Raw genomic sequence first — 25,790 nt, 5'->3', positions numbered from 1 at the left:
GAGCAATGAATCTCACCCGTAGACGTGGGGCTGCCCTGGGCGCGATCTGCGCCCTGGCGCTCATGGTCGGCGCCTGCTCGAACGGGACGTCCGACGACAGCGGCGGCGCGTCGAGCGGCCCCCGCACCGAACCGAGCCTGTCGTTCGTCGGCCCCGGTGGGGAGACGCCGACCGCAGCCGACCAGCTTTCGCTGACCCCCGAGGAGCAGCAGAAGGTCAAGGACGGCAACTACTCGGCCGCCTTCGTCTGGCACGAGGGCTCCGCGCTGACCAAGGCGGTGGAGTCCGGGGTCCGCAAGGAGTTCGACCAGCTCGGCATCAAGGTGTTGGCCAGCACCAGCGCCGAGTTCGACGCGGCCCGGCAGGCCAACAACGTGCAGACCGTCCTGGCGCTCAAGCCCGACCTGATCGTCACCATCGCGGTCGACCCCACTGCGGCCGCCGCGGCCTTCAAGCCCGCCGTCGACGCCGGCGTCAAGCTGGTCGTGATGACCACCCCGCCGAAGGACTACAAGGCCGGGGAGCAGATCGTCGGGATCGTCACCGCCGACCTGACCGCGTTCGGCAAGGCCAACGCGGAGATGCTCGGCAAGGCGCTCGGAGGCAAGGGCAAGGTCGGCTACATCTACCACGACGCCGACTTCTGGTTCACCAACCAGCGGGACAAGGCGTTCAAGGACTGGCTGAACTTCCTCTACCCGGACATCAAGATCGTTGAGGAGACCGGCTTCTCCGACCCGGCGCGGACCGAGGACATCGCCACCGCGATGCTGACCCGCCACTCCGACCTCAACGGCGTCTACGTCGCCTGGGCCACCGCCGCCGAGGGTGTCCTCGCCGCGACCCGGCAGCAGGGGCGTACCGACGTCAAGATCGTCACCAATGACCTGGAGGCGAACCTCGCCGCCGACATGGTCAAGGGCGGCAACATCGCCGGGGTCGTCGCCAACGGCTCCACCCGACTCGGCCAGAGCCTGGGCATCGTCGCCGCCTACGGGCTGCTCGGCAAGAAGGCTCCGGAGCTGGTCGTCGGATCGCCGATGGCCGCCACCAAGGAGAACATCGCCGAGGCCTGGCGCGACGACTACGGCCAGGAGCCGCCGGCCGAGGTAAGCGGCAACTGACGGCAGGTAACGCGAGGTCCGGGGCCCTTTCTGAGAAGAGGCCTCGGACCTCACCTCGGCCGCGCGACACGGCCTCAACCGTGTCCGCGGCCCCTGCGAAGCGATGGGAAGGAAAAGCCAGATGGGGTACGTCCAGACAGTCCTCGGGCCAGTGTCCCCCGAGTCGCTCGGCCGGGTACTGAGTCACGAGCACCTCGGCGCGCTGGTGCCCGGGCCGTGGCTGTCCGGCGGTGCCGGTGACGACCGAGCGGACCTCGCCGTCGACGCGGTGCGGGGTCTGCCGGAACTGGGCTTCGGCACGATCGTGGACCTGTCCCCGTACGAAGTGGTGGGTCACGACGTGGCCCTGCTCCGCGAGGTGGCCCGACGTACCGGTCTGCACGTCGTCGCAGGGTCGGCGATCTACCTGGAGCCGTACTCGCCGGGCTGGGCGCTGGCCGCCAGCGTGGACGAGATGCGGGAGCGGTTCGTCGCCGACGCCACGATCGGGGTGGGGGACACCGGTGTCAAGGTTGGCATCTTCGGGGAGCAGGCCACCGGGCTGAACGAGATCACTCCACACGAGGAGAAGTGCCTGCGGGCCGCCGCTCGTGCCCACGTCGCCACCGGGCTGTCGCTGAACACCCACACCACGCACGGCACGATGGCGCTGGAGCAGGTCGAGATCCTGCGCGAGGAGATGGCCGATCTCTCCCGGATCGTCATCGGCCACCTGGACATCAACCCCGACCCGGACTACCTGCGGGCGGTGCTGGCTACCGGCGTCAACATCGCCTTCGACACGCTCGGGAAGCAGTTCTGGGACTTCGTGCTCGCCCCGCTGCCGGAGAACCCGCCGGAGGGCGAGTTCGGCAAGCGGGCGTACCACCGGCCGGACCACGCCCGGCTGGACATGCTCGCCGGGCTGGTCCGGGACGGGTACGCCGACCGGATCCTGCTCTCGATGGACCTGACCGGCGCCGAGGCGTACCTGAACCCGGGCACGCACGGGCGCCTCGGGTACTCCTATCTGGGCCGCGAGATCGTGCCGGGTCTCGCCCGGCTCGGCGTGCCGCCGGAGGCGCTCGACCAGATGTTGGTGGCCAACCCGGCCCGACTCCTGACGGTCGGCTGATGGCCGCGCACTCGCGCCCGCCGTCCGGGTACGTCGCCGGGGTGGACCTCGGCGGCACCAAACTCTGGGCCGCGCTCGCGGATCTCACCGGTCACATCGTGGCCGAGGACGTGCTGGCCACCGACCCCCGCGGTGGGGTGGCGGTCGCCGCGCAGATCGACGCCCTGCTCCGCGACCTGGCCGTTCGGGGCGGCGTGGACTGGTCCGACATCCGTGCCAGCGCGATCGGTCTGCCCGGCGCTCCGCACCCGACGACCGGCACCATCGGCCTCTCCCCGAACGTCTCCGAACTGGGGGCCCTCGACGTCCGGGCTGAGCTGACCCGGCGGCTGGGCCACCCGGTGGTGCTGGACAACGACGTCAACATGGCGGCCGCCGGGGAGCGGTGGCTGGGCAGCGGACGTACCCACCGGCATTTCGTGTTCGTGGCGGTCGGCACCGGGATCGGTATGGGCATCGTGCTGGACGGGCAACTGGTCCGCGGCGCCCGCGGTGCGGCGGGGGAGATCTCCTACCTGCCGCTGGGCACCGACCCGTTCGACCCGGCGAACCAGGTCCGTGGCGCGCTGGAGGAAGCGGTGGCCGGCGCCGCCCTCGCCGCCCGGTACCGAGCGGTGAGCGGCGAGCAGGCCAGCGTGCCCGATGTCTTCGACCGGGCAGCGGCCGGCGATCCGGGCGCGCGGGCAGCCATCGACGAGGAGGCCCGCTTCATCGCACTGGCCGTCGTCGCGGTCACCGCCATCCTCGACCCGGAGGCGGTCGTCCTCGGCGGTGGGATCGGATCCCGGGTCGAGCTGGTCGAGCCGGTCCGGCGCTGGGTCGCCGCGCTGAGCGCGGACGTCCCGGTGATCAAGACCAGCCAGCTCGGCGACCGGGCCGGCCTGCTCGGCGCTGTCGCGGTCGCCCGCCAGGAGGCCGGCGCCCACCCCGGTCCGCCGGCCCAACCCGATTCGTCGGTGTGGCCCGTTGCGACCCAGCCCTACCGGAACACCTCTTTCGAAACAGCGGAGGGACGATAGATGACCCAGACCGATGCGGCGGTGAAGGCCAGAAACGGACCCGCCTGGAGCAAGGTCAACTGGCGCGACTACGTGGTCTATATCGGCTTCGCCGTCGTCTTCCTGTTCTTTGCCATCACCCAGGGCAGCAACGGCTTCCTGACCACCAGCAATCTCACCAACATCGTCATCCAGACCGCGCCGATCACGGTCATGGCGGTCGGGTTGGTCTTCGTGTTGGCAGCCGGCGAGATCGACCTGTCGATCGGCTCGGTCGTCGCGCTCTCCGCGTTGGTCGGCGCGGTGACGTTGCGAGAAACCGACAGCATGCTGCTCGGCGCGGCTGCGGGGCTGGCCGCCGGGGCGGTGGTCGGCCTGGTCAACGGGGTCTTCGTCACCCTCGTCCGACTGCCCTCCTTCCTGGTCACCCTCGCCACGATGGGGGCGGTGGCCGGCCTGGCCCGCGAGGTCACCGGCCTGCAGTCGGTGCCGGTCAGCAATGACGCGTTCCTCGCCCTCTTCGGCCAGGGCGAGATCTTCGGCATTCCCGGCCTGGTGCTCTGGTCGGTGGCGGCCGCGGTCGTCGGCTACATCGTGCTGCGGCAGACCCGGTACGGGGCGCACACCCTCGCGATCGGCGACAACGTGGCCGCGGCCGGGGTCAGCGGCATCAAGGTGGTCCGCGTCAAGATCATGGTGATGATGGGCAGCGCGATGTGCGCCGCCATGGCCGGCCTGCTGTACGCCGGCCGCCTGCAGGGCGCCCGGTACACCCTCGGCGAGGCCGACCTGATGTCCGTGATCGCCGCCGTGATCGTCGGCGGGACCAGCCTGTTCGGCGGCAAGGGCGCCATCGTCGGGGCGCTGCTGGGCAGCCTCCTGATGGGCATGCTCAACAACGGCCTGATCCTGGCCGGGCTGTCCGTGTCCCAGCAGATGATGGCGCGCGGCGTGATCATCCTCGTGGCCGTCTCCCTCTCGCTGCGCGAGCGGCGCAGCTGACCCGGAAGGAAAAGCGCATGTTTCTGGATCTGCTGCGACGCCGCAACCCGGGCCTCCTGGCCGCTGCCGCGGACCTGCACCAGAGGGGCGACCTGCCAACCAACTGCTACGCGCTGGACCTGGACACCGTGGCGGCGAACGCCACCGCCATCCGGCGCGAGGCCGACCGGCTCGGGCTGTCCGCCTACGCGATGACCAAGCAGGTCGGGCGCAACCCCGACTTCTGCCGGACGATCCGCGACGCCGGCATCACCGAGGCGGTCGGCGTCGACCTGCAGTGCGCGCTCGCCGACCGGCGCAGCGGGCTCGGCATCGGTCACCTCGGTCACCTGGTGCAGATTCCCCGGCACGAGGCGGCCACCGCCGCCGCGCTCGCCCCGAAGCACTGGACCGTCTTCAACGACACCAAGGCCGGCGAGGCGGCGGCCGCGAACCACGCGACCGGCCGGGAGCAGGCGCTGCTCGCCCGGGTCATGGCCCCCGGCGACCGCTTCTACCGGGGTCACGAGGGCGGCTACCCGGCCGACGAGATCGTGGCGGTCGCGGACCGGCTCGATGCCCTTCCCGGTGCGCGGTTCGCGGGTGTCACCAGCTTCCCGACCCAACTGTTCGACTCGACCGCCGGCCGGGTCGTGCCGACCCCCAACCTCGACACCCTGCGGACCGCCGCCGCCGCGCTGCGCGCCGCCGGGCGGTCGCACGTCGAGATCAACGCCCCGGGTACGACGTCCACCGCGATCCTGGGCATGCTCGCCGAGGCCGGTGCGACCCAGGTCGAGCCCGGCCACGGGCTGACCGGCACGACGCCCTGGCACGCGGTCACCGACCTGGTCGAGGAGCCCGCCGTGCTCTACGTCAGCGAGGTGTCCCACCTGTGGGGCGGTCGGGCCTACGTCTTCGGCGGCGGACTCTACGTCGACCCCGTGCTCGGCCTGGGCGGCACCCGCGCCCTGATCGTGCCCCGGGGCGGCGGTCTCGAGGACGCGCACCTGGTCGACGTGGAGATGCCCGCGCCGGAGGCGATCGACTACTACGCGATGGCCGACGTCGCTGCGGTGCCGTCCGTCGCGCCCGGCGACACGGTTCTGTTCGGGTTCCGGCCGCAGGTGTTCGTCACCCGGGCACTGACCGCGGGCGTTACCGGCGTCCGGTCCGGTAACCCGGCCGTGGCCGGCGTCTACGCCGCCGACGGTTCGACGCCGATCCGGCTCGACGACACCGACCCGCGCACCCACGCGGCCGGCAGCACAGGGAGGGCATCATGAGCACGGTCACCCAGAACACCGTCCCGGCCGGTGGCGCGGCCGGAACGGACGCTCCGCCGTTGCAACTGCGTGACATCCGTAAGCAGTTCGGCGGGGTCGTCGCGATCGAACGCTTCGACCTGGAACTGGCCGCCGGGGAGATCACCGCGCTGGTCGGCGACAACGGCGCCGGCAAGTCCACCCTCGTGAAGATCATTTCCGGGGTGTACCAGCCGACCGAGGGCGAGCTGCGGATGTACGGCCGGCCGGTGTCGTTCCGGGACGCCTCCGATGCCCGGCGGCAGGGTGTCGAGGTGGTCTACCAGGACCTGGCCCTGGCCGACTCGCAGCCGGTCTACATGAACATGTTCCTCGGGCGGGAGCTGACCCGCGGCCCGCTGCGGCTGCTGGACCGACGCCGGATGGCGCGGGAGACCCAGGAGCTGGTGGATGCCCTGGACGTCCGCATCCCCAGCGCGAAGGCGACGATCAGAGACCTCTCTGGAGGGCAGCGGCAGGCGGTGGCGATCTGCCGTGCCACCCACTGGGCGAGCGGCCTGGTGCTGATGGACGAGCCGACCGCCGCGCTGGGGGTGGCCGAGACCGCCAAGGTGGAGCAGCTGATCATGAAGTTGCGTGAACGGGGCGCCGCCGTGCTGATCGTCAGCCACAACCTCGACCAGGTGTTCCGGATCGCCGATCGGGTGGCCGTGCTGCGCCGGGGGCGCCAGGTCGGTGTCCGGAACATCGAGGAGACCAGCCGCAACGAGATCGTCTCGATGATCACCGGTGCGTCAACGGAGGCCGAGCGGTCCTGAGCGGCACGTGAGGTGGCTCGTGTGCCGCCGATGCGGTACGCGAGCCACCGGTGGCAGGACGACGACGGATCAGGGCATCGCCAGCGGGTTGAGGTGTCCGGTGCAGCTGATAGAGGGCGGATGTGCACGCAACCCCGACCGGGCCTTCCGCGACGGGGTTTACGCGTAGGCGAGCAGGAAGTCGACACTGCCCGTACCGCCTGGCTGGCCCGTGGGGACGGGTAGACCGGGCTCGCTGTTCAGGATGTAGAACCCGCCGTTCCCGAAAAGACGGGGCGTCACGGCCAGCATCTGCGCTGCCATGGTCGCGCCGGTCGGCCTCACCACGCTGTCACGCAGGAGCGTGAAGAGATTCGGGTTCAGGTTCGCGACGTGAAGCACGCGGTACGACCGGGGTGCCGGGAGGCCTGTGCTCGTCAGGCCCCAGATCGGAACGATCTGGCTTTGCCACCTCGACGGGACGTTGCTGATCGCACTGTCGTGGTTGTTCAGTTGCGTCTGAATGCCCGAGTGGATTCCGGCCATGTGGATATGGAGCTGGTCCTGCTGGCGAATTGTCGGGTCGGCCGAATTGACCCCCAATCCGATGTGTGGGTACACCACATGCCCCGGCTGTCCTGGTTGAGCGTTGTTCCACGCTTCCAGCCAGTAGTTCGGCGCGTTGGCGGTGGCGATGAACGGGCACTCGATGCCGCTGATGCGGCAGCTGGGGACAAGGAGGAAATCATGGTTCGACCCAGATCCCCCGTTGAGGACCACGTAGGTGGACGTCGTCTGGAGGCACTGGGGGAAAGGCGGACCGGTCTTCGTACCCTCACAGACCTGCACCCTGTCCCACAGGTCGTACCTACCTCCGGTGTCGTTCGGGTAGCCGCACAGGCTGGAAGGTGTGGGACAGGGTGCGGCACCAGGGCCCGGCGGAGGTGGCTCGGGGGCTTGGCCCCCGTCGGCCGAGCCCCCGTCAGCCAGCGCACCACCTGCCCCCATCAGGCCGAGGAGACCCGTGGCGCCAGCGGTTCCGGAGAGCCTGACGAACTGGCGCCGGTGTATTTTCTCGCTCACCATCAGCCTCCCGATTGCGATCCTGAGCAGGACGCCGCCCAGTGCTCACCGCGTGCCAGATCGCGAACGGCGAATCAGGACGTGAGTCATGAACGTGTTGAGACTAGGACGAACCGGGCAAATGCTGCGGCGGCAGCCGTACGGGTCCCCTGATCGTGTCGCTCCGGCTGGCTGACCTCGTGCCTCACGGTCCGACCGGCGATCACGGAGGAAACCCGGCCCCGCTCCGGGCCCTCGTCATGCCAACACAACGGTACCGAACACGCGAGCCCGACCCATGGAAAAGCGACTATGGAACGGCGTTCAAGTGAAAGGCCGAGGCTAATTCATTCTGCGCAGACTGTCGTAGTCCGCGTTCGCCGGTCGGGCGTACGCCAGATCCGACTGGTCCTTGATCTGGAACGTCAGTCCCTGCGGCATGAAGGACACCTCGTTCTCCGTGTCGTTCTCGAAGAAGGACATTTGGTGCTCGGGGCTTCCTGGTCGGCCGGTCAGATAGAGCGCGAACACCCGGTGGTAGGGCACTACCGCCTCGGTCACCACGTTGCCGTAGATAGTCTTCACGGTATAGAGCGAGGATGATTCCAACGGGCCTCGAACACAGGTCAACGGCGTGTCCTTGACGGACAGTGGGGCCTCGATCTCATTCTGGGTCAACGCGGCACCATCGACACGCTGGAAATTCCTGACTGCCTCGGTGCTCTCGGTGCGTACCACTGTGATGGTTTTGTTCAGTTGGTCGTTGCCCGGGAAATCGGTCCAGCGCAGCACTTCCTGGGTGAACGCGTGCCAGGTCACCACCGCGTTGCGCAGGTTCCGCTCCCGGGTCGGGAGATCCTGCGGCGCGCTGTTGCCTCTCGGCAAAAGTTCGTCGCGGATCAAATTCATGTCGCTGACGGCCTGCTGACCCGAGATCGGCAGGTCACGGGCGTTCCGCCAGAAATATTCGTTGTGGGTGGGGGCGGTCCGCTGCCTGACGAGGAACTCCTTGAACAGCACCACGATCCTCGACCAGGAGGACAGTCGGACACCAGCGGCGAACTGCTGTACCAGTCCGATGATCTCGTTCCAGTCATTCGGGTACTGCTGCTTGACGTACGTCTCCCAGGTCGCGACAGCGGATCCCGGTCCGCGCAGTGTGCCCCAGTGACGACCGGCAGCGGTCTTGAGCAGGTAGGCGTCGCCGGCCTCCTGACCGAGGGTCTGCGTCAGCTGGGCAGGAAGCTGAGCCGCCCGCAGCCCGACTATGTGCCGTTCAAGCTCGGTCACGTACTCGTTGGTCCAGCTGTCGGCCAGCATTCTCTGGCGTCGCGACACGTGTGAGCCCCCTCATGCTGGCGCCGACCTTCGGCGTCCCACAGGAGTGAAACGCATCGCGCCTCGTCTCGTACCAGGATGTCGGCTTCCCGATCTTGGTTTCGCACGTCCGTCCTATCCCGACGAAGGCGCCAAAGCGGCCGCGAGTGCCTTCATTGCGAGAGAGGCCCAGCGCGTTCAGGTCGCGTCGCCGGTCATGGTTTCCCCGGCGGCCGGCCGCCGGGGGCGCCGGGATGGATCCTCCTGGGCTGGCACCACCCGCTGGCTCCGCTCGGTCGACCGCGCCGTGACCCGGGTCGACAACCGTGGCGCCTCACCGGTCTCGGTGACCAGGTGCTCGGTCTCCTGCACCAGATAGTGCGGTCGGCGCTTGGTCTCGTAATAGATCCGGCCGATGTACTCCCCGATGACCCCCAGGATCGTGATCTGGATGCCACCGAGCCCGATCACGCTCACGATGATGGTGGTGTAGCCGGGAACGTCGATGCCCTTCTCGACGGCGTCCGCGACCACCCAGGCCATATAGGCCACCGCGATAAGGGTGAGGAACAGGCCGCCGTGGATCGCCAGACGCAGCGGCCGGTTGTTGAACGACAGCAGACCGTCGAACGCGTAGTTGATGAGCTTGCTGAACGTCCACCTGCTCTGCCCCGTCTGCCGGGTCTCGTTGTGGTGGGCCACCACCGCCGTCCGGAAGCCGATCCAGGAGAACATGCCCTTGGAAAAACGGTTGTACTCCGGCATTGCCAGTATCGCGTCCACCGCGAGTCGGGACAGCAGCCGGAAGTCACCCGCCCCGTCCTGCAAGCGCACGTCGATCCACCAGTTGATGACGCGGTAGAAGGACCGCGAGGCGACCATTCGCACGAACCGGTCACCGCGCCGGTCGCGGCGGGCGATCACCTGGTCGAAGCCCTGCTGGTAAAGCGCCACCATCTCGGGCAGCAACCGCGGCGGGTGCTGAAGGTCGGCGTCCATGATGACGACCGCGTCGCCGGTGGCCCGCTGCAGACCGGCGAGCATGGCCGCCTCCTTGCCGAAGTTGCGGCTCAGCGACGTGTAGCAGACAGCCGGGTCGGTTGCGGCGAGCCGACGCAGCGCCGCGAGGGTGCCGTCCTCGCTGCCGTCATCGACGTACACCACCTCGACGTCCACGTCGGGCAGCTCGTTGAGCGCGGCGCTCAAGGTCTCGTGCAACCGCTCTACCGACGCTTCCTCGTTGAAGCAGGGCACCACAACGGACAGTCGCACCGTCGTCACACCGTCCCGCCCGTACCCGGGCATCCGCCGCCGACGCCGGTAGGCCCGGCGCACCCCTGGTCAGAGGTGGTAGACCAGCGTGCCATCAAGATCCTCCCGGGTGATGCCCAGCCCGTCGACGGGCCGGGCCGCGATGCCATCCCACGGCGTCCCCGCGGCGCGGCTCGGCACGACCACCACCGACCGCACGCCGATCCCACGCAGGTACGCCACACTGCCCGCGTCGGGGAACGATGCCACTGCCGTCCGGGTCTGGGCCTGGCTGACCGGCTCGAACCCACCCAGCCCGTTGGTCACCCGTGGGAACCCGTCGGTCGACCACAACATGTACGTCAGGTCGCCCACGCCGCCGGCGGGCAGCACCAGGATCGGTTCCTGTGCGGTCCGCATCGCGGCCGGTGGCTGCGGCACGGTCGGGTGGGGTGTCCGGTTGACGCCCTCCAGGGTGACCAGGGCCAGCGGCACCAGTAGGACCAGCGGCATGAGGATCCGCGTCCAGCGGCGGGTCGACGATTGGCTCGACGACTCGGCCAGCGCCGTCACCAGGCCGGCGGCCAGCACCGCCAGCAGCAGGCTGATCCAGTGCATCATCCGGCCCGGTGTGCGCAACGCGTCCCAGCCTGGCAGGTGCATGGACAGGGTCAGATAGCCGGGATCCCCGTCACCACCGAGCGTGGCGCCCAGGCCCAGCAGCACCGTGCCGAGCACGCCCAGCCCCAGCGCGACCCGGTGCCAGGGCCGGTACACCGAGAAGAACAGCCCCGCCGCAGCCAGCCCGAGCAGTGTCATCCCCGGCAGCAGCGCCATCTCCGGCGGCCAGGACAGCTGCTCCCGTGCGGCGGCGTGCGACTCGCCCCACAACCACGAGTCGGCCGGCGCGGTGACGAACCCGATCAGCGGAGGGGAGAACATCTTCGTCCAGTCCAGCGTCCGCTCGGCCTGCGGGTTGAGGTCGACAACGCGCAGGTAGACCAGACCAAGCAGCAGCGTCACCGCGCCGAACGCGGCCCCACCGGCCAGATCCGCGAGCAGCAGTCGCCGGCCGAACGGCGGGCGTTCCCGCTTGCGCCACCAGGACCAGCCGTAGCAGCCGGCCGCCACCAGCACCGTGGCCAGCAGGAAGTACACCAGCGGCAGCCCGATGCCGAAGCCGAGGGTGACCTGCCAGGCGGCGACCAGCCATCCGGCCAACGCCCAGCCGGGCCGTCGTCGCTCCGGCCGGTACCCATGGCGCAGCGACCAGCCGTGCCCACGGGCCAGCATCGCCAGGGCCAGCGCGATTCCCCCACTGGACAGGATGTTCAGATGGCCGGAGTGCGCCAACCGCCAGGGCGCGTACGCCCACGCGATCCCGGCGACCGCCCCACCCCACCGGTTCGCTCCGAGCTGCCGGGCCAGCGCGTACGCCCCGAGGAACGCCAGCGCGTGCAGCAAGACGTACAGCACGTTGTACCGGATCACGGCGGCCTCGAAGCCGGAACCGATCATCCCGAACGGGGCGTATCCGAGCAGGGTGTCGCTGTAGGCGTAGGTGTACTTCTCGGGGTAGAACGTGTTCGAGTGCCAGAGGTCGAGCGGATTGCTGAGGAGAGCGTGCCCCGACCAGGCGACCTGCCACGCCTGCAACGTCGGATCGCCGAGGTCGCCGGGGATCGTGCTCGCCGGATGCCGCAGCGTCGGCCAGGTCAGCACCGCCGCCAGAAGCAGGCTGCCCAGTGCTGCCAAGGTCCATTCGGAACGGGCCCAGCGCCACCGGCCCCGCCCGCCCGGTGTCGGGTCGTCGGAGGTCTGTTCGGTGCTCGCGTTCTCGGCGGTTTGTCGAGCGCCGGTGGACCGGGTAATCATGAAATAGATGCTGTCCGATAGTGCGGGCCTTGTCCACTAGCCCGCCGCTGCTACCGCTCGACGAGGCGACGCGTCAGCCCAGAACTGGGGCTTTCCGCACCGAGGCGTGCGATCACTTCGCGTTCGTTGGCACCGGGCCGGTGGATTCGCGTACGACCATGCGGCACGGTTGGCGCAGCACACCGGAGGGTCGTTCACCGCCGAGTGCGGCGAACAGGTGTGCTACCGCAGTGGCACCGAGCTGTTGCAGGTTGAGGTCGACCGTGGTGAGCGGGATCCGGCAGTCGGCGGCGAAGTCCTCCCAGTTGTCGTAGCCGACGATGGCCACGTCGTCGGGGATTCGACGCCCGTGGTCGAGCAGCGTCTCGACCGCCCCGGTCGCGATCTGGTCGTTGCCGCAGAAGATGGCGTCGAGGTCCGGCTCGGCGGCGAGCAGCATCCGGGTGGCCTGACGACCCCACCGCTGGGACCACTCGCCGTAGCGTGGGCCGCCGCCGATGAGCGGAAGCCCGGACTCGTCCAGCACCCGGCGCAGGCCGGTCACCCGGTCGCGGGCTGCCCGGTAGCTCTCCGGGCCGGTGATGTGGCCGATCCGACGCCGGTTGAGTGAGACCAGGTGTTCAGCGGCGAGTCTGGCGCCGCCCTCGTCGTCGGCGATGAGCGAGAGGTCGTCGGTGTCGGTGGATTCGGCGTAGACGTAGACGACCGGGACCGGGATGTCGCGGGTTATCGAGGGCCGGAAGTCGTTGCTGTCGCCGAGGATGATGAACCCGTCGACCTGTCGGGCCAGCAGCGTACGGATGTAGTGCTGGCGGCGGATCGCGTCGCCCCGGGCGTCGCAGAGCAGCACGGACATCTGTTCGTTGCCGAGTGCGTTCTCCACGCCGAGCAGGATCGGGATGGAGAACCGGCCGCCGAGTTCGTCGGTGAGCAGCCCGATGGTGCGGGTGCGGCCGGAGATCAGCCCGCGGGCGAGGACGTTGGGTTGGAACGAGAGCTCGGCTGCAGCACGCAGCACCCGTTCCCGGGTGGCGGGTGCGACCTCGCCACGATGGTTGAGCGCCTTCGACGCGGTGGCCACCGAGACGCCCGCCCGGCCGGCCACATCGCTGAGGGTCACTGACTCTGATCGTTGCCTGCCCACGAAAGCCTTTCGAAACCTTAACCGGATCTCGGATTTCCGGGTGGGTGCACCCGCTCTGCTACACAGTCTAACGACTTGCGTACCACCCACTTCGGGTGGTGCGTGTTATCGATCCGTAACGGTGTTGGCATCTTGCCGAAAACCTTTTCGTAGACCAGGGTGAGTGCACACAGGAGTGATCCCGCCCACGTCGACTCACCGGCGAAGGAGCTACATGTCAGTCACGTCTGCCGCCGCCGATCCCACGGGTGGTCGTCCCGTGATCCCGTCGCGGGGATCGCTGCGCCCGCTCGGTCTGGGCGAGGCGCGCATCACCGGCGGGGCCTGGGCCCTCCGTCAGCAGGTGAACGGTGGCGCCACGCTCGACCATGGCCGATCGTGGATGGACAAGCTCGGCTGGACCGGCAACTTCACCACCGCGAAGGACGGCCGAGGGTCGCAGGAGCGGCGCGGCCGCGAATTCTCCGACTCCGAGGTCTACAAGCTCATCGAGGCGATGTCCTGGGAGGTCGGCCGCGAGGCGGACCGGTCCCGCGACCATGAGGTGGTCGAGCTCACCGCGATGCTCGCCGCGGCCCAGGCGCCCGACGGCTACCTGAACACTGCCTTCGGCCAGCCCGGCCAGCGCCCCCGCTACAGCGACCTGGGCTCCGGCCACGAGCTGTACTGCACCGGTCACCTGGTGCAGGCCGCCGTCGCGCGCACCCGCACCACCGGACCGGACGAGCTGCTCGCGATCGCCCGCCGGGCAGCCGACCAGGTCTGCGACACCTTCGGCCCGGACGGTGTGTGGGGGCTCTGTGGGCACCCACAGATCGAGCCGGCCCTGGTCGAGTTGGCGCGGCTCACCGGTGAGCAGCGCTACCTCGACCAGGCCGCGTTGTTCCTTCAGCGGCGGGGCCACCGCAGCCTGCCCATGCAGCAGTTTGGCTGGGCCTACTCCAGCGACGACATCCCGGTCCGGGAGGCCGAGGTGCTGCGGGGGCACGCGGTCCGCTCCCTCTACCTCACCAGCGGCGCGGTGGACGTGGCGGTCGAGACCGGCGATCGGGAACTGCTCGACGCGGTGATCCGGCAGTTCGACCGGACCGTGGCCCGGCGTACGTACCTGACCGGTGGAATGGGTTCACGGCACGCGGACGAGGCGTTCGGCGACGACTTCGTCCTGCCCGCCGACCGGGCCTACTCGGAGACCTGCGCCGGCGTCGCCGCCGTCATGGTCGCCTGGCGGCTGCTGCTCGCCACCGGTGAGCCGCGCTACGGCGATCTGATCGAACGGATCCTCTACAACGTGCTCGCCACCGCGATCAGCGACGACGGCACCTCCTTCTTCTACGCCCACACCCTGCACCAGCGGACGCCGACCCGGGACCTTCCGCCGGACCAGGAGCAGCTCGACTTCGCCGGCGGCCCCCGCGCGCCCTGGTTCGAGGTGTCCTGCTGCTTGGGCAACCTGGGGCGCACCCTCGCCGCACTGGCGACCTATCTGGCCAGCGCCGACGAGCGCGGGCTGCAACTGCATCAGTACGCCGACGCCGAGGTGCGTACCCGCCTGGTCGACGGCCGTCGGCTCGGCATCCGGATGGAGACCCGGTACCCCGACGACGGCACCGTCACCGTACGGGTCACCGAGTCCGACGGCGGCCCGTTCACGATCACGATGCGGGTGCCGCACTGGGGCGAGGGTGCGGTGCTCGTCGACGGCGACCAGCGTCGTCCGGCCGCCCCGGGCACCGTCGAGGTGACCCGGGTGTTCGCGGTTGGCGACGAGTTTCGGCTGGAGTTGCCGACGCGTCCGAGGTGGACGTTCCCGGATCCACGCATCGACGCGGTGCGCGGTTGTGTGGCGGTGGAACGCGGGCCGGTGGTGCTCTGCGCCGAGTCCGTCGATCAGGAACAGGTCGACCTGGGCCTGCTCCGTGTCGACACCTCGACCGCGCCGCAGGAGGTGGCCGACGGTGCCGTCGTCGCCGGCTACGCCGAGCCACCCGCTTCGGACACCTGGCCCTACGTACCCGTTCGTCCGGCGTCCGGCGAAGCCGACCTCGGGTCGGTGCGGCTGGTGCCTTACCACCGCTGGGCCCGCCGGGGTTCGTCCACCATGCGGGTCTGGCTGCCAAGGGACAACCACATCACCTGAATTGCCAGCCAAGGAGAATCCTGTGCAGCGAAGAATTGGAGTCCGGACGGCGCGTGTCGTCACCGCGGCGTTCCTGGTCGTCGCGATGGCCGCCTGTAACAGCGGAGGGAATGACCAGGACCCGGCCGCTGGCGGCCCGGCGGGGGTGGACGACGGCAGCACGCTCACGCTCTGGACCCGTGCGGCCACCGAGTCGGTGTCGAAGGCTTACGCCGAGGCGTACAACAAGACGCATCAGAACAAGATCGAGGTGACCGCGTACCCGGGGGAGGAGTACCCGGCGAAGCTGGCCTCCGCGGCAGGCGCGCGGGCGTTGCCTGACCTCTTCGCCGCCGACGTGGTCTTCTCCGCCCAGTACGCCTCGCAGGGGCTGTGGCAGGACATCACCGACCGGTTCGACGCTTCCGGGTTCAAGGGCAAGGTGGCGCCGGCGCACGTCGACGCGGCGACCTGGGAGGGGAAGAACTACGCCGTCCCGCACACCATCGACATGTCGGTGCTGCTCTACAACAAGGACCTCTACCAGCGGGCTGGCCTCGATCCGGAGCGTGGCCCGACGACCCTCGCCGAGTACGCCGAACACGCTCGGAAGATCGACAAGCTCGGCGGTGACATCAACGGCACCTACTTCGGCGGCAACTGCGGCGGATGTGTCGAGTTCACGTTCTGGCCGTCGGTCTGGGCTGCCGGTGGCGACGTGATCGACGCGGACGGCCGCAACGCGAAGATCGACTCCAAGGAGATGGCCGACGTCTTCGCCCTCTACCGCAAGCTGTACGACGAGGGGGTTGCGGCGCCGGCGTCCAAGGACGAGGCCGGTCCCACCTGGCTCGGCGCGCTACAGAACGGCAAGGTCGGTATCGCCCCCGGCCCGTCGGTCTGGCTCGGTCTGATCGAGTCCGCCGGGGTCAGGATGGGGGTCGCGCCGATCAGCGGCATCGCCGGCGGCGAGTCGACGTTCGTCGGCGGTGACGCCATCGGCATCAGCGCGAGCAGCAAGAAGGCCGCCCAGGCCTGGCACTTCCTGCAGTGGACGATGTCCGACGAGGCGCAGGTCGAGGTGATCGCGAAGAACAAGGGCGTGCCGACCCGGACCGATCTCGCGGCCAACAAGTACTCCTCCGCCGATCCCCGCATCGTGATGATCAACAACCTGATGGCCAAGGGCAAGACGCCGTACGCGCAGAACTTCAACGCGTCCTTCAACGACCCGCAGAGCCCCTGGTTGTCGACCGTCCGGGGGGCGCTGTTCGGCTCGGCCGCGACGGCCCTGGCCGACGGGAACTCGGCGATCACCAAGTCCCTGCAGCAGAGCTGACCACCGGTGGCCCGGCCGACGCCACGCGACGACCGGGCCACCACGCAACCGGAGGAACAGATGGCCACGACGGTGATCACCCGGGCGGACGCCGGCACCGGTACCCCGGGCCGTACGTCTCGACCGCCCACCCGGGTCGGCGCGCGGCGACGGTCGCTCGTCGGCGCCCTCTACGCCCTCCCCAACGCACTGATGGTCGGTCTGTTCTTCGTCGTTCCGTTGTTGCTGGTGATCTGGATGTCGCTGCACCGGTGGCCGTTGCTCGGGGCGCCGTCGCTGAACGCGCCGGAGAACTTCACCGACATCGCCGACAACGACCTGATCCGGGACGCCATCTGGTTCACCGTCAGGTACACGGTCTGCATGACGGTCCTGCTGTTCGCCGTCGCATTCGGTCTGGCGCTGCTCGTGCAGCACCGCCGGCGTGGTGTCGGCTTCTTCCGGACCGCCTTCTTCATGCCGATGGCGGTCGGCTTCGCCAGTGCCTCGCTGCTCTTCCTCGGGCTGCTCAGCGACGAGATCGGTCCGGTCAACGGCATCCTGTCCCGGCTCGGGTTGATCGACGGCTACGTCTCCTGGACCAGCGGCAGCGCCGGCTCGGCTCTCGGCTCGGCCATCGTGCTCGTGCTGTGGCGGTTCGCCGGGTTCAACATGCTCATCCTGTTGACCGGGCTGCAGGCGATTCCCAACGAGGTGTACGAGGCCGCCAGGATCGACGGGGCGAATCGGTGGCAGACGTTCCACCGGATCACCCTGCCGCTCATGCGACCCACCATCGCCCTGGTGCTCACCATGATGACGACCGGTTCGCTGCTCGCCTTCGACCAGTTCTGGATCCTCACTCGGGGCGGCCCGGACAACAGCACCACCTCGCTGGTGATGGTGATCTACCGCGAGGCGTTCATCCGGTTCGACCTCGGGTCGGCCGCGGGGATCTCGGTGGCACTGCTCGCGGTGCTCATCGTCTTCAACGTCATCCAGCTCGGCGTCCTGCGCCGTCGATCCCAGTGAGCGAGAGGCCAGCGATGATCGGCTCAAGCACGACCTCGCGGTGGGGTTACTACGTCACCGGTACGGCGCTGGCCATTCTGTTCCTGTTCCCGCTGCTCTGGAGCGGGTGGGCCTCGCTGCGCACCGACAGCGGGTTCAGCCTGGAGAACTACGACCGGCTCTTCACCTCGGACAACGGCATCCGCCCACAGCACGTGTTCAACAGCGTGGCGGTGAGCGCGCTGACGGTGGTCGGCACCCTCTTCGTCGCCACGCTGGGCGGGTACGCCTTCGGACGGTTCCGGTTTCCCGGCCGGGACGTGCTCTTCCTGCTCACTCTCGGGATCCTGATGGTGCCGTACGCGACGATCCTGATCGCGCTCTACGTACTGCTCGGCTGGATCGGTCTGGAGGACTCGCTGATCGGGCTGAGCCTGGTGCTGATCATGTTTCAGCTCCCGTTCTCCATCTTCATGATGCGCAACTCCTTCGAGGCGGTGCCGAACGAGCTGGCCGAGTCGGCCGCGATGGACGGCTGCAACAGCTTTCAGGCGCTGATCCGGATCATGCTGCCGGCGGTCCGACCGGGCCTGATCACCGTCGGTCTCTTCGCCTTCCTCACCTCCTGGAGCGAGTTCTTCGCACCGCTCATCCTGCTCAACTCCACCGACCGGTTCACCACCATGCTGGCGGTGGTCAACATGCGGACGGCCAGTCACGGCTCCATCGACTATGCGGCGTTGGAGGCCGGAGTGGTCGTGATGGCGGTGCCGTGCCTGCTGCTCTTCGGGTTCATGCAGCGCAGTTATGTCCGGGGTTTCGTCTCCGGCGCACTCAAGGGCTGATCGGGCACCCGCCTCCGATCCAGGGGGGCGGACCCTACCCCAATAAATCGACCGACTTCGATCTATGCCCACGAGAAGGTGACGCGAATGCCCACACCCTCCGTCTCCCGTCGCAGCGTGCTCCAGACCGGAGCCGCCATCGCCGCGGGTCTCGCCACCGCGGGCGCACTGCCCGCGCGGCCCGCCGCCGCCGACCGCGCCGACACCGGCGTCTCCGCGTACGCCTTCCCCCTGTCGGCGGTGCGGCTGCTCACCGGCCCCTTCCAGGCCAACACCGCCCGCACCCACACCTACCTGAAGTTCCTCAACGCCGACCGGCTGCTGCACATGTTCCGCCTCAACGTGGGGCTGCCCTCGTCGGCCACCCCGTGCGGCGGCTGGGAGTCACCCACCACCGAGCTGCGCGGGCACTCGATCGGCCACGTGCTCACGGCGCTCGCCCAGGCGTACGCGAGCACCGGCGACACCGCGTTCAAGACCAAGGGCGACTACCTCGTCGCCGAGCTGGCTACCTGTCAGGACCGGGCATCGTCGGCCGGGTACAACCCCGGCTACCTGTCGGCGTACCCGGAAAGCTTCATCGACCGGGTCGAAGCCCGTCAGCAGGTCTGGGCCCCCTACTACACCCTGCACAAGATCGTGGCGGGGCTGCTCGACATGTACCAGCTCGCCGGCAACGCACAGGCGCTCCAGGTGCTGTTGCGCAAGGCGGCCTGGGTGAACCTGCGCAACGGTCGACTCAGCTACGCGACGCGGCAGAACATGCTCGACACCGAGTTCGGCGGCATCGGCGAAACCATGGTCAACCTCTACCAGGTCACCAACGACGCGAGCCACCTGACCGCCGCGCAGTACTTCGACCACGCCGAGGTGCTCGACCCGCTGGCGGCCAACACCGACTCGCTCAACAACTACCACGCCAACACGCAGATCCCGAAGGTTCTCGCGGCGATCCGCGAATACCACGCCACCGGCACCACCCGGTACCGCGACATCGCCGGCAACTTCTGGGAGATGGTGGTCAACCGGCACAGCTACGCCATCGGCGGCAACTCCAACGGCGAGTACTTCAAGCTGCCCAACCGGATCGCCAGCGAACTGTCCGACAGCACCTGCGAATGCTGCAACTCCTACAACATGCTGAAGCTGACCCGGCAGCTCTTCTTCACCACCCCCGGCCGGGCCGACTACTTCGACTTCTACGAGAAGGCCCTGTTCAACCACCTGCTGGGGGCACAGAACCCGAACTCGGCGAACGGTCACCACAGCTACTACACGCCGCTGCGAGCCGGCGGGATCAAGACCTACAGCAACGACTACAACGACTTCACCTGCTGCCACGGCACCGGCATGGAGACCAACACCAAGCACGGCAACAGCATCTTCTTCCATTCCGGCAACACGCTCTACGTCAACCTGTTCATCGCCGCCGAGCTGACCTGGCCGGGACGCGGTATCACGATCCGGCAGGACACCACCTTCCCGCAGGTCGGCTCCACCCGGCTGACCATCACCGGCTCGGGCGCCATCGACCTGCGGATCCGGATCCCGTCCTGGGCCACCGGCGCGCAGGTGCGGATCAACGGCGTGGCAACGGGCGGCACGCCGACCCCGGGCAGTTACGCCCAACTCAACCGGACCTGGGTCTCCGGAGACGTCGTCGACCTCACCCTGCCGATGGCGCTGACCCGGGAGTCCACGCCGGACAACGCCAGCGTGCAGGCGGTCCGGTACGGGCCGATCGTGCTCGCCGGGCAGTACGGCACCACCAACCTCAGCAGCCTGCCCACGCTCAACCCGGCAAGCCTCGCCCCGACCGGTACGCCGCTGCAGTACTCCGCGACCGCGAGCACCGGCCCGGTGACCCTGCTGCCCTTCTACCAGACCCACGGCCAGCGCTACACCGTCTACTGGTCGGTGCTCGACACGCCGCCTCCGGTGCCGTTCGTCGCCCACTACCTGTTCAACGAGGCGTCCGGCAGCAGCGCGGTGGACGCCACCGGCAACGGACGTACCGCCACCCTGGCCGGGGGAGCGAACTGGACCACCGGCCGCACTGGCAACGCGGTCAACCTCAACGGCACCAGCGCGTACGTCTCGGTGCCGGCCGGCATCCTCGCCGGGGCCACCGCGTTCACCCTGGCGACCTGGGTACGGCTGGACGTCTCGGCGACCTGGGCCCGGTTGTTCGACTTCGGCACCGGCACCGGCGCGTACCTGTTCCTGACACCGCGCAGCGCGGCCGGCACCGCCCGGTACGCCATCACCACCGGCGGCGCTGGCGCCGAACAGCGGATCGACGCCCCGGCAGCGCTGCCGGTCGGCGCCTGGACCCACCTCGCGGTCACCCAGAACGGCAACCTCGGCGTGCTCTACGTCAACGGCGTCGAGGTGGCCCGCAACACCGCGCTGAGCCTGCGACCCGCCAGCCTCGGCAGCACCGGCCAGAACTGGATCGGCCGCTCCCAGTACGGCGGGGACCCCTACCTGAACGCGGCGGTGGACAGCTTCCGGATCTACAGCCGCGCCCTGACCGCCAGCGAGGTGGCGAACCTGCACACGACCGGCCAGTAGCCCAGCCCACACCCCCACCCACCCCGACCGGAGGATCGATGTCCAGAAGACGCTGGTTTGCCGCCGCAGCCGCGGCGACCGTCACCACCGTGCTGACCGGGGTCGCGTTGACCCCCGACGCCCACGCGGCCAACCCGATCATCACCAACATCTACACCGCCGACCCGGCCCCGCTCGTCGTCGGCAACACCATGTACATCTACGCCGGCCGGGACGAGGCGGCGGCCGGCAACAACAACTTCGTCATGCGCGAGTGGCGGGTGCTCTCCTCGACCGACGCCGCCACCTGGACCGACAACGGCGTACGAGCGAACATCGGCACCTTCGGCTGGGCCGGCGCCGACGCCTGGGCCGGAGAGGTCGAGCCACGCAACGGCAGGTACTACTGGTACACCTCGATCAACGGCAACGGGCCCGGCTGGATGGACATCGGTGTCGCGGTCGGCGACAGCCCGCTCGGCCCGTTCACCGACGCCAAGGGCGGCCCGCTGATCAGCGACAGCACCGCCAACTCGTCCGGGCTCAACATCGACCCGACGGTCTTCGTCGACGACGACGGCCAGGCGTACATCTACTGGGGCGGTTACTGGGGAGCACGGGCCGCCCGGCTCAAGCCAAACATGATCGAGCTGGACGGACCCGTGGTCACCCCGGCCGGCCTCACCAACTACTGGGAGGCGCCGTGGATGTTCAAGCGCAACGGCCTCTACTACATGATGTACGCGGCCAACGACACCAGCGGCTGCGTCACCTCATCGAGCTACGCCTGCCAGCGCTACGCCACCGCGACCAACCCGATGGGTCCGTGGACGCACCGGGGCATCGTGCTCGGCCAGGTCTCCTCCACCACCAACCACGCCGGAATCGTCCAGTTCAACGGCCAGTGGTACATCGTCTACCACAACGCCAACGCCCCCGGCGGCGGTAACTTCCGCCGCTCGGTCGCGGTGGACCGGTTGTCCTTCAACGCCGACGGAACCATCCAGCAGGTGGTCCAGACCACCACCGGCCCACCACCGAACCCCGGTGGCGGCAATCCGACCACCCCGCCGCCCACGAACCCCGGCCAGCCGCCGGCCGGGACCAACCTCGCACCGTCCGCGACCCGCTCCACGTCGTACGTGTCCACCTGGGAGAGCCTCGCCGCGATCAACAACGGCGGCGTGCCGGCCAACTCCCAGGATCGGAGCAACCTGGCGTACGGCAACTGGCCGCAGCAGGGCACCCAGTGGATCGAGTACCAGTGGCCGTCGGCCCGGACGGTGAACCGGACCGCCGCCTACTGGTTCGACGACAACCAGGGCATCGACCTGCCCGCCTCCTGCCAGGTGCAGTACTGGAACGGCAGCGCGTACGTCAACGTGCCGAACCAGTCCGGCTGCCCGGTCGCCGGGAACGCGTACAACGTCACGACGTTCAGCTCGGTCAGCACGACCCGGCTGCGGCTGTCCATCACCTCCAAGGCCGGGCTGTCCACCGGCGTCCTCGAGTGGATGGCCTTCCAGGCGTAGCCAGCAGCCCCGTCCCTTCCGCCCTCTGGAGGTGTCGAAGTGTCATCCGTCCCCAAGCACCGCACACCGCTGGCGTTCGCCGTCACCACCGTCCTCGTCGCCACTCTGCTCACCGTTCCCGCGACCCCGGCGGTCGCCGCGCAGACCATCGGCTATCCCACCTTCTCCGGCCCGGCGATCCCCGCGCCACCGGTCGGCTACAGCACCGGCAACACCATGCAGTCCATCTACAACGCCGAGGCGGGCGGCACCGACTTCTGGATGGACCGGCTGCTCGCGCGGCCCGGCAACGACCCGGCCGGCACCTGGCTGATGACCCGGGGTCGCGGACTGTTCATGACCACGCACACCCCGTCGGTGATCGGCTTCGGCGGCCAGGTCGCCTACTGGGACAACATCAGCAGCCAGAACGCCTACTCGGTCGCCATCACACCGGGCACCTTCGCCGAGCAGGTGAGCGGCCGATGGCAGTCGCCGAGCCACTGGAAGGGGGTCTTCACCAGCGGTTCGATCCGGGTGGAGATGTCGAAGTTCATCACCCACAACAACGTCGCGGTGACCAACCTGACGCTGGTCAACAACGGCTCGGCCAGCTCGACCCTGCAACTGCGGGCCACCTCGCCGTACGCCACCACCGGCAGCGGGAGCGAGTTGACCGGCAGCCGGCAGGTGAAGAACAACCTGACCACCATCTACCCGCGGTTGGCCGGGGACGGGTTCACCGTCAGCAGCGGCGGGCTGAACCGGTCGGTGACCCTCGCCGCCGGGCAGAGCGTCACCACCAAGGTGGTGATGGGCTTCGTGACGAACGAGATCCCCGAGTCGCTGACCGAGTACAACGCCTACCGCGGCTACACCCCGGCGACCGCGTTCGCCACCCATGTGCGGGACTACAACCGGTGGTGGGCGGAGAACATCCCGTACATCGACGTGCCGGATCCGGCGATCAAGAAGAACATCTACTACCGCTGGTGGCTGATGCGGTACAACTACCTCGACGTCGACATCCCCGGGCAGGACTACCAGTTCCCGGTGTCGATCGAGGGGGTCACCGGCTACAACAACGCGATCGCGTTGACCCAGCCGATGCACATCGACGACCTGAAATACCTGCGCAACCCGATCTACTCGTACGGGCCGTGGTTGTCGGTCGGGCAGTCGTCGCGCAACGGCCGGTTCATGGACAACCCCGGTGACCCGGAAAACTGGTCCAACAGTTACACCCAGTACATCGCCGAGGCCGCCTGGCGGTCGTACCAGATCCACGGCGGGCAACCGGCCATCGCCGGCAACCTGGCCCGCTATGCCGAGGGTGACGTCAAGGGGCAGCTGGCGACCTACGACACCAACAACAACGGCCTGATCGAGTACGACTGGGGCGCGATGACCGGCAACGACGCCGACGCGGTGTCGTTCCACTGGCGTGCCGGCAACCTCGACCGGGCCGAGTCCGCGTACGTCTACAGCGGCGCGATGGCGGCTGTGCAGGCATACACGCTGCTGGGTAACACGGCGAAGGCCAACGAGATGCAGGCCCTCGCCGACCGGGTCCGTAACGGCGTGATCAACGTCCTCTGGAACCCGAGCCGGCAGCTGCTGGAGCACAAGCACGTCTCCACCAACACGCACGTGCCGTGGAAAGAGATCAACAACTACTACCCGTACTCCGTTGGTCTGATGCCGAACACCGCCCAGTACCGGGAGGCGCTGCGGCTCTACGACGACCCGGCCGAGTATCCGATCTTCCCGTTCTTCACCGCGAACCAGCGGGACAAGGCGGCAGCGGCCGCCGCCGGGCAACCCGGCAGCAACAACTTCTCGACCATCAACTCCACCGTGCAGTTCCGGCTCTACTCCTCGGTGCTGCGCAACTACCCCAACCAGTGGATGTCGGCGGAGGACTACAAGAAGCTGCTCTACTGGAACGCCTGGGCCCAGTACATCGGGGGCAACACACAGTGGCCGGACGCGAACGAGTTCTGGGCTGACTGGAACTCCGGCAGCCGCAGCATCGACTACCGGTCCTGGATCCACCACAACATCCTGGGCAGCAGCAACTGGACGGTGGTCGAGGACGTCGCCGGCCTGCGCCCGCGTACCGATGCGCAGATCGAGTTGTCCCCGATCAACATCGGCTGGACCCACTTCGCGGTCAACAACCTGCGTTACCGCAACGCCGACCTGAGTGTCGTCTGGGACGACCCGGCCGACGGGGTGACCCGCTACGCCGGCATCCCGCAGGGCTACTCGGTCTACCTCAACGGCACCCGGGCCTTCACCGTCGACCGGCTGACCCGGGTGCTCTACAACCCGGCGACCGGCGCGGTCACGTTCCCGAGCGGCGCGGGCACGGTCACCTACAGCGCCGCCGTGCCCGGCCTGCAACTGCCACAGCAGGTGAACCAGAACAGCGCCCGCATGGTGGACATGTTCGCCAAGGCTGGCGCCGATCTCACCGCGACCATCCCCAACCTGGCCCAGGGCGCGACCGGGACCGCCTCGTACACCGCCTCCGGCACCTCCACCGGGGCGGCGCTGGACGGTTTCCCGATCAACGAGCCGCTCTGGGGCAGCTACGGCTCACCGAACAGCTCCGACTGGTACGAAATCAACCTCGGTCAGTCCCGGGCCGTGGACGAGGCACGGATCTACTTCCGCAACGACCGTGCCACCAACCGGTACCGGGCGCCGGCGTCCTACACCGTGCAGTACTGGAACGGCAGCACCTGGGTGAACGCCGCCGCCCAGGTCAAGACGCCCGGCGTCGCCCAGGCCAACTACAACCGGGTCCGGTTCACCGCGGTCACCACCCAACGGCTGCGGGTGCAGTTCACCCACGCCGCCGGGTACAAGACCGGCCTGACCGAGATCAAGGTCTACAACCGGGGCGGCACCAACCCCGATCCGGATCCTGATCCCGATCCGGGCGGCAACCTGGCCACTGCGGCGGTGCCGACCGCCTCGTACACCTCCGCCTGGGAGAGCGTCGCGGCGATCAATGACGGCGCTGAGCCACCGTCGTCGAACGACACCGTGAATCCCCGGTGGGGCACCTGGCCCAACGTCGGTGAGCAGTGGGCGTCGTTGACGTGGCCAGCGGCGCAGACCATCAGGTCGGCGCAGGTCTACTTCTTCGACGACAACGGCGGGGTGCGTCTGCCCGCCTCCTGGAAACTGCAGTACTGGACCGGCAGCGCGTACGCCGACGTGCCCGGCGTCAGCGGCTATCCGACCGTGCTCAACCAGTACAACCAGGTCACCTTCCCGAGCCTGAGCACGACCCGTCTGCGGGTGGTGCTGCAGAGTGGCACGGGATCGGTCGGACTGCTGGAGGTGAAGGCGTTCGGCTGACCTGACGACACCCGAGGCGGGTGGCCGGCGCGGACGAGTACGCCGCCGGCCATCCGCCCGGAGTGCCCTGGTCAAGGCCCGGGGGAGACCCCCCTGGCGCGCGCGTCACCTTGATCATTCTGCGCCGGCCGGC

Annotated in this window: 18 protein-coding genes; 13 read left to right on the top strand and 5 right to left on the bottom strand. The window is 68.8% G+C overall.

Features of this window, described 5'->3' with window-relative positions:
* Window positions 1–5: 5 nt before the first annotated feature.
* From ABZT18_RS03685 to ABZT18_RS03660, 6 genes are all read left to right on the top strand, one after another.
* Window positions 6–1,124, top strand: coding sequence for a substrate-binding domain-containing protein (locus ABZT18_RS03685; protein ID WP_354992228.1), 1,119 nt, complete (start codon window positions 6–8; stop codon window positions 1,122–1,124).
* A 121-nt stretch (window positions 1,125–1,245) separates the two neighbouring features.
* On the top strand, window positions 1,246–2,238 hold the full coding sequence (locus ABZT18_RS03680) for an aryldialkylphosphatase (protein ID WP_354992227.1): 993 nt from the start codon (window positions 1,246–1,248) through the stop codon (window positions 2,236–2,238).
* A complete protein-coding gene (locus tag ABZT18_RS03675) occupies window positions 2,238–3,257 on the top strand; it encodes an ROK family protein (protein ID WP_354992226.1) in 1,020 nt (339 codons plus the stop codon). The genes ABZT18_RS03680 and ABZT18_RS03675 overlap by 1 nt, the downstream gene beginning before the upstream one ends.
* Window positions 3,258–4,238, top strand: a complete 981-nt coding sequence (locus tag ABZT18_RS03670; protein ID WP_354992225.1) for an ABC transporter permease — start codon at window positions 3,258–3,260, stop codon at window positions 4,236–4,238.
* Window positions 4,239–4,255: 17 nt separating this feature from the next.
* Complete coding sequence (locus ABZT18_RS03665; protein WP_354992224.1) at window positions 4,256–5,503, top strand: alanine racemase; 1,248 nt, start codon at window positions 4,256–4,258, stop codon at window positions 5,501–5,503.
* Entirely contained in the window at window positions 5,500–6,300 is an 801-nt protein-coding gene (locus ABZT18_RS03660) for an ATP-binding cassette domain-containing protein (protein ID WP_354992223.1), read from the top strand. The genes ABZT18_RS03665 and ABZT18_RS03660 overlap by 4 nt, the downstream gene beginning before the upstream one ends.
* Before the next feature lie 159 nt (window positions 6,301–6,459).
* Here the strand turns inward: ABZT18_RS03660 and ABZT18_RS03655 are convergent, their stop codons facing one another.
* From ABZT18_RS03655 to ABZT18_RS03635, 5 genes are all read right to left on the bottom strand, one after another.
* Window positions 6,460–7,287, bottom strand: a complete 828-nt coding sequence (locus tag ABZT18_RS03655) for a CDP-diacylglycerol diphosphatase (RefSeq protein ID WP_354992510.1) — start codon at window positions 7,285–7,287, stop codon at window positions 6,460–6,462.
* Between the two features lie 396 nt (window positions 7,288–7,683).
* On the bottom strand, window positions 7,684–8,661 hold the full coding sequence (locus ABZT18_RS03650) for a hypothetical protein (protein ID WP_354992222.1): 978 nt from the start codon (window positions 8,659–8,661) through the stop codon (window positions 7,684–7,686).
* A gap of 195 nt (window positions 8,662–8,856) precedes the next feature.
* Window positions 8,857–9,939, bottom strand: coding sequence for a glycosyltransferase family 2 protein (locus tag ABZT18_RS03645; RefSeq protein WP_354992221.1), 1,083 nt, complete (start codon window positions 9,937–9,939; stop codon window positions 8,857–8,859).
* A 60-nt stretch (window positions 9,940–9,999) separates the two neighbouring features.
* Window positions 10,000–11,784 (bottom strand): hypothetical protein, encoded by a 1,785-nt coding sequence (locus ABZT18_RS03640; RefSeq protein ID WP_354992220.1) that lies wholly within the window; start codon window positions 11,782–11,784, stop codon window positions 10,000–10,002.
* 112 nt (window positions 11,785–11,896) lie between these two features.
* The gene (locus ABZT18_RS03635) at window positions 11,897–12,928 is read right to left on the bottom strand and encodes a LacI family DNA-binding transcriptional regulator (protein WP_354992219.1); all 1,032 of its coding nucleotides are present in this window, start codon (window positions 12,926–12,928) and stop codon (window positions 11,897–11,899) included.
* Between the two features lie 214 nt (window positions 12,929–13,142).
* Here ABZT18_RS03635 and ABZT18_RS03630 point away from each other — a divergent pair, with 214 nt between their 5' ends.
* The 7 genes from ABZT18_RS03630 to ABZT18_RS03600 all read left to right on the top strand — a co-directional run bounded on the left by ABZT18_RS03630 (window position 13,143) and on the right by ABZT18_RS03600 (window position 25,657).
* Window positions 13,143–15,068 carry a beta-L-arabinofuranosidase domain-containing protein gene (locus ABZT18_RS03630; protein ID WP_354992218.1) on the top strand — a complete coding sequence of 642 codons (1,926 nt, stop codon included), beginning with the start codon at window positions 13,143–13,145 and terminating at the stop codon, window positions 15,066–15,068.
* Between the two features lie 22 nt (window positions 15,069–15,090).
* Window positions 15,091–16,386, top strand: coding sequence for a sugar ABC transporter substrate-binding protein (locus ABZT18_RS03625; RefSeq protein ID WP_354992217.1), 1,296 nt, complete (start codon window positions 15,091–15,093; stop codon window positions 16,384–16,386).
* A 60-nt stretch (window positions 16,387–16,446) separates the two neighbouring features.
* Window positions 16,447–17,397 carry a sugar ABC transporter permease gene (locus ABZT18_RS03620; protein ID WP_354992216.1) on the top strand — a complete coding sequence of 317 codons (951 nt, stop codon included), beginning with the start codon at window positions 16,447–16,449 and terminating at the stop codon, window positions 17,395–17,397.
* A gap of 14 nt (window positions 17,398–17,411) precedes the next feature.
* The gene (locus ABZT18_RS03615; RefSeq protein ID WP_354992215.1) at window positions 17,412–18,221 is read left to right on the top strand and encodes a carbohydrate ABC transporter permease; all 810 of its coding nucleotides are present in this window, start codon (window positions 17,412–17,414) and stop codon (window positions 18,219–18,221) included.
* An 87-nt stretch (window positions 18,222–18,308) separates the two neighbouring features.
* The gene (locus tag ABZT18_RS03610; protein WP_355250389.1) at window positions 18,309–20,795 is read left to right on the top strand and encodes a beta-L-arabinofuranosidase domain-containing protein; all 2,487 of its coding nucleotides are present in this window, start codon (window positions 18,309–18,311) and stop codon (window positions 20,793–20,795) included.
* A gap of 38 nt (window positions 20,796–20,833) precedes the next feature.
* On the top strand, window positions 20,834–22,306 hold the full coding sequence (locus tag ABZT18_RS03605; protein ID WP_355250386.1) for a glycoside hydrolase family 43 protein: 1,473 nt from the start codon (window positions 20,834–20,836) through the stop codon (window positions 22,304–22,306).
* Window positions 22,307–22,345: 39 nt separating this feature from the next.
* Window positions 22,346–25,657 (top strand): discoidin domain-containing protein, encoded by a 3,312-nt coding sequence (locus ABZT18_RS03600; RefSeq protein ID WP_355250383.1) that lies wholly within the window; start codon window positions 22,346–22,348, stop codon window positions 25,655–25,657.
* Window positions 25,658–25,790 lie beyond the last annotated feature (133 nt).

The sequence above is a fragment of the Micromonospora sp. NPDC005291 genome (genome assembly GCF_040607415.1).
In the GTDB taxonomy this organism is placed as follows: Bacteria; Actinomycetota; Actinomycetes; order Mycobacteriales; family Micromonosporaceae; genus Micromonospora.
The sequence above is the reverse complement of the archived record's forward strand: the minus strand, read 5'-3'. Positions and strand labels throughout refer to the sequence as shown.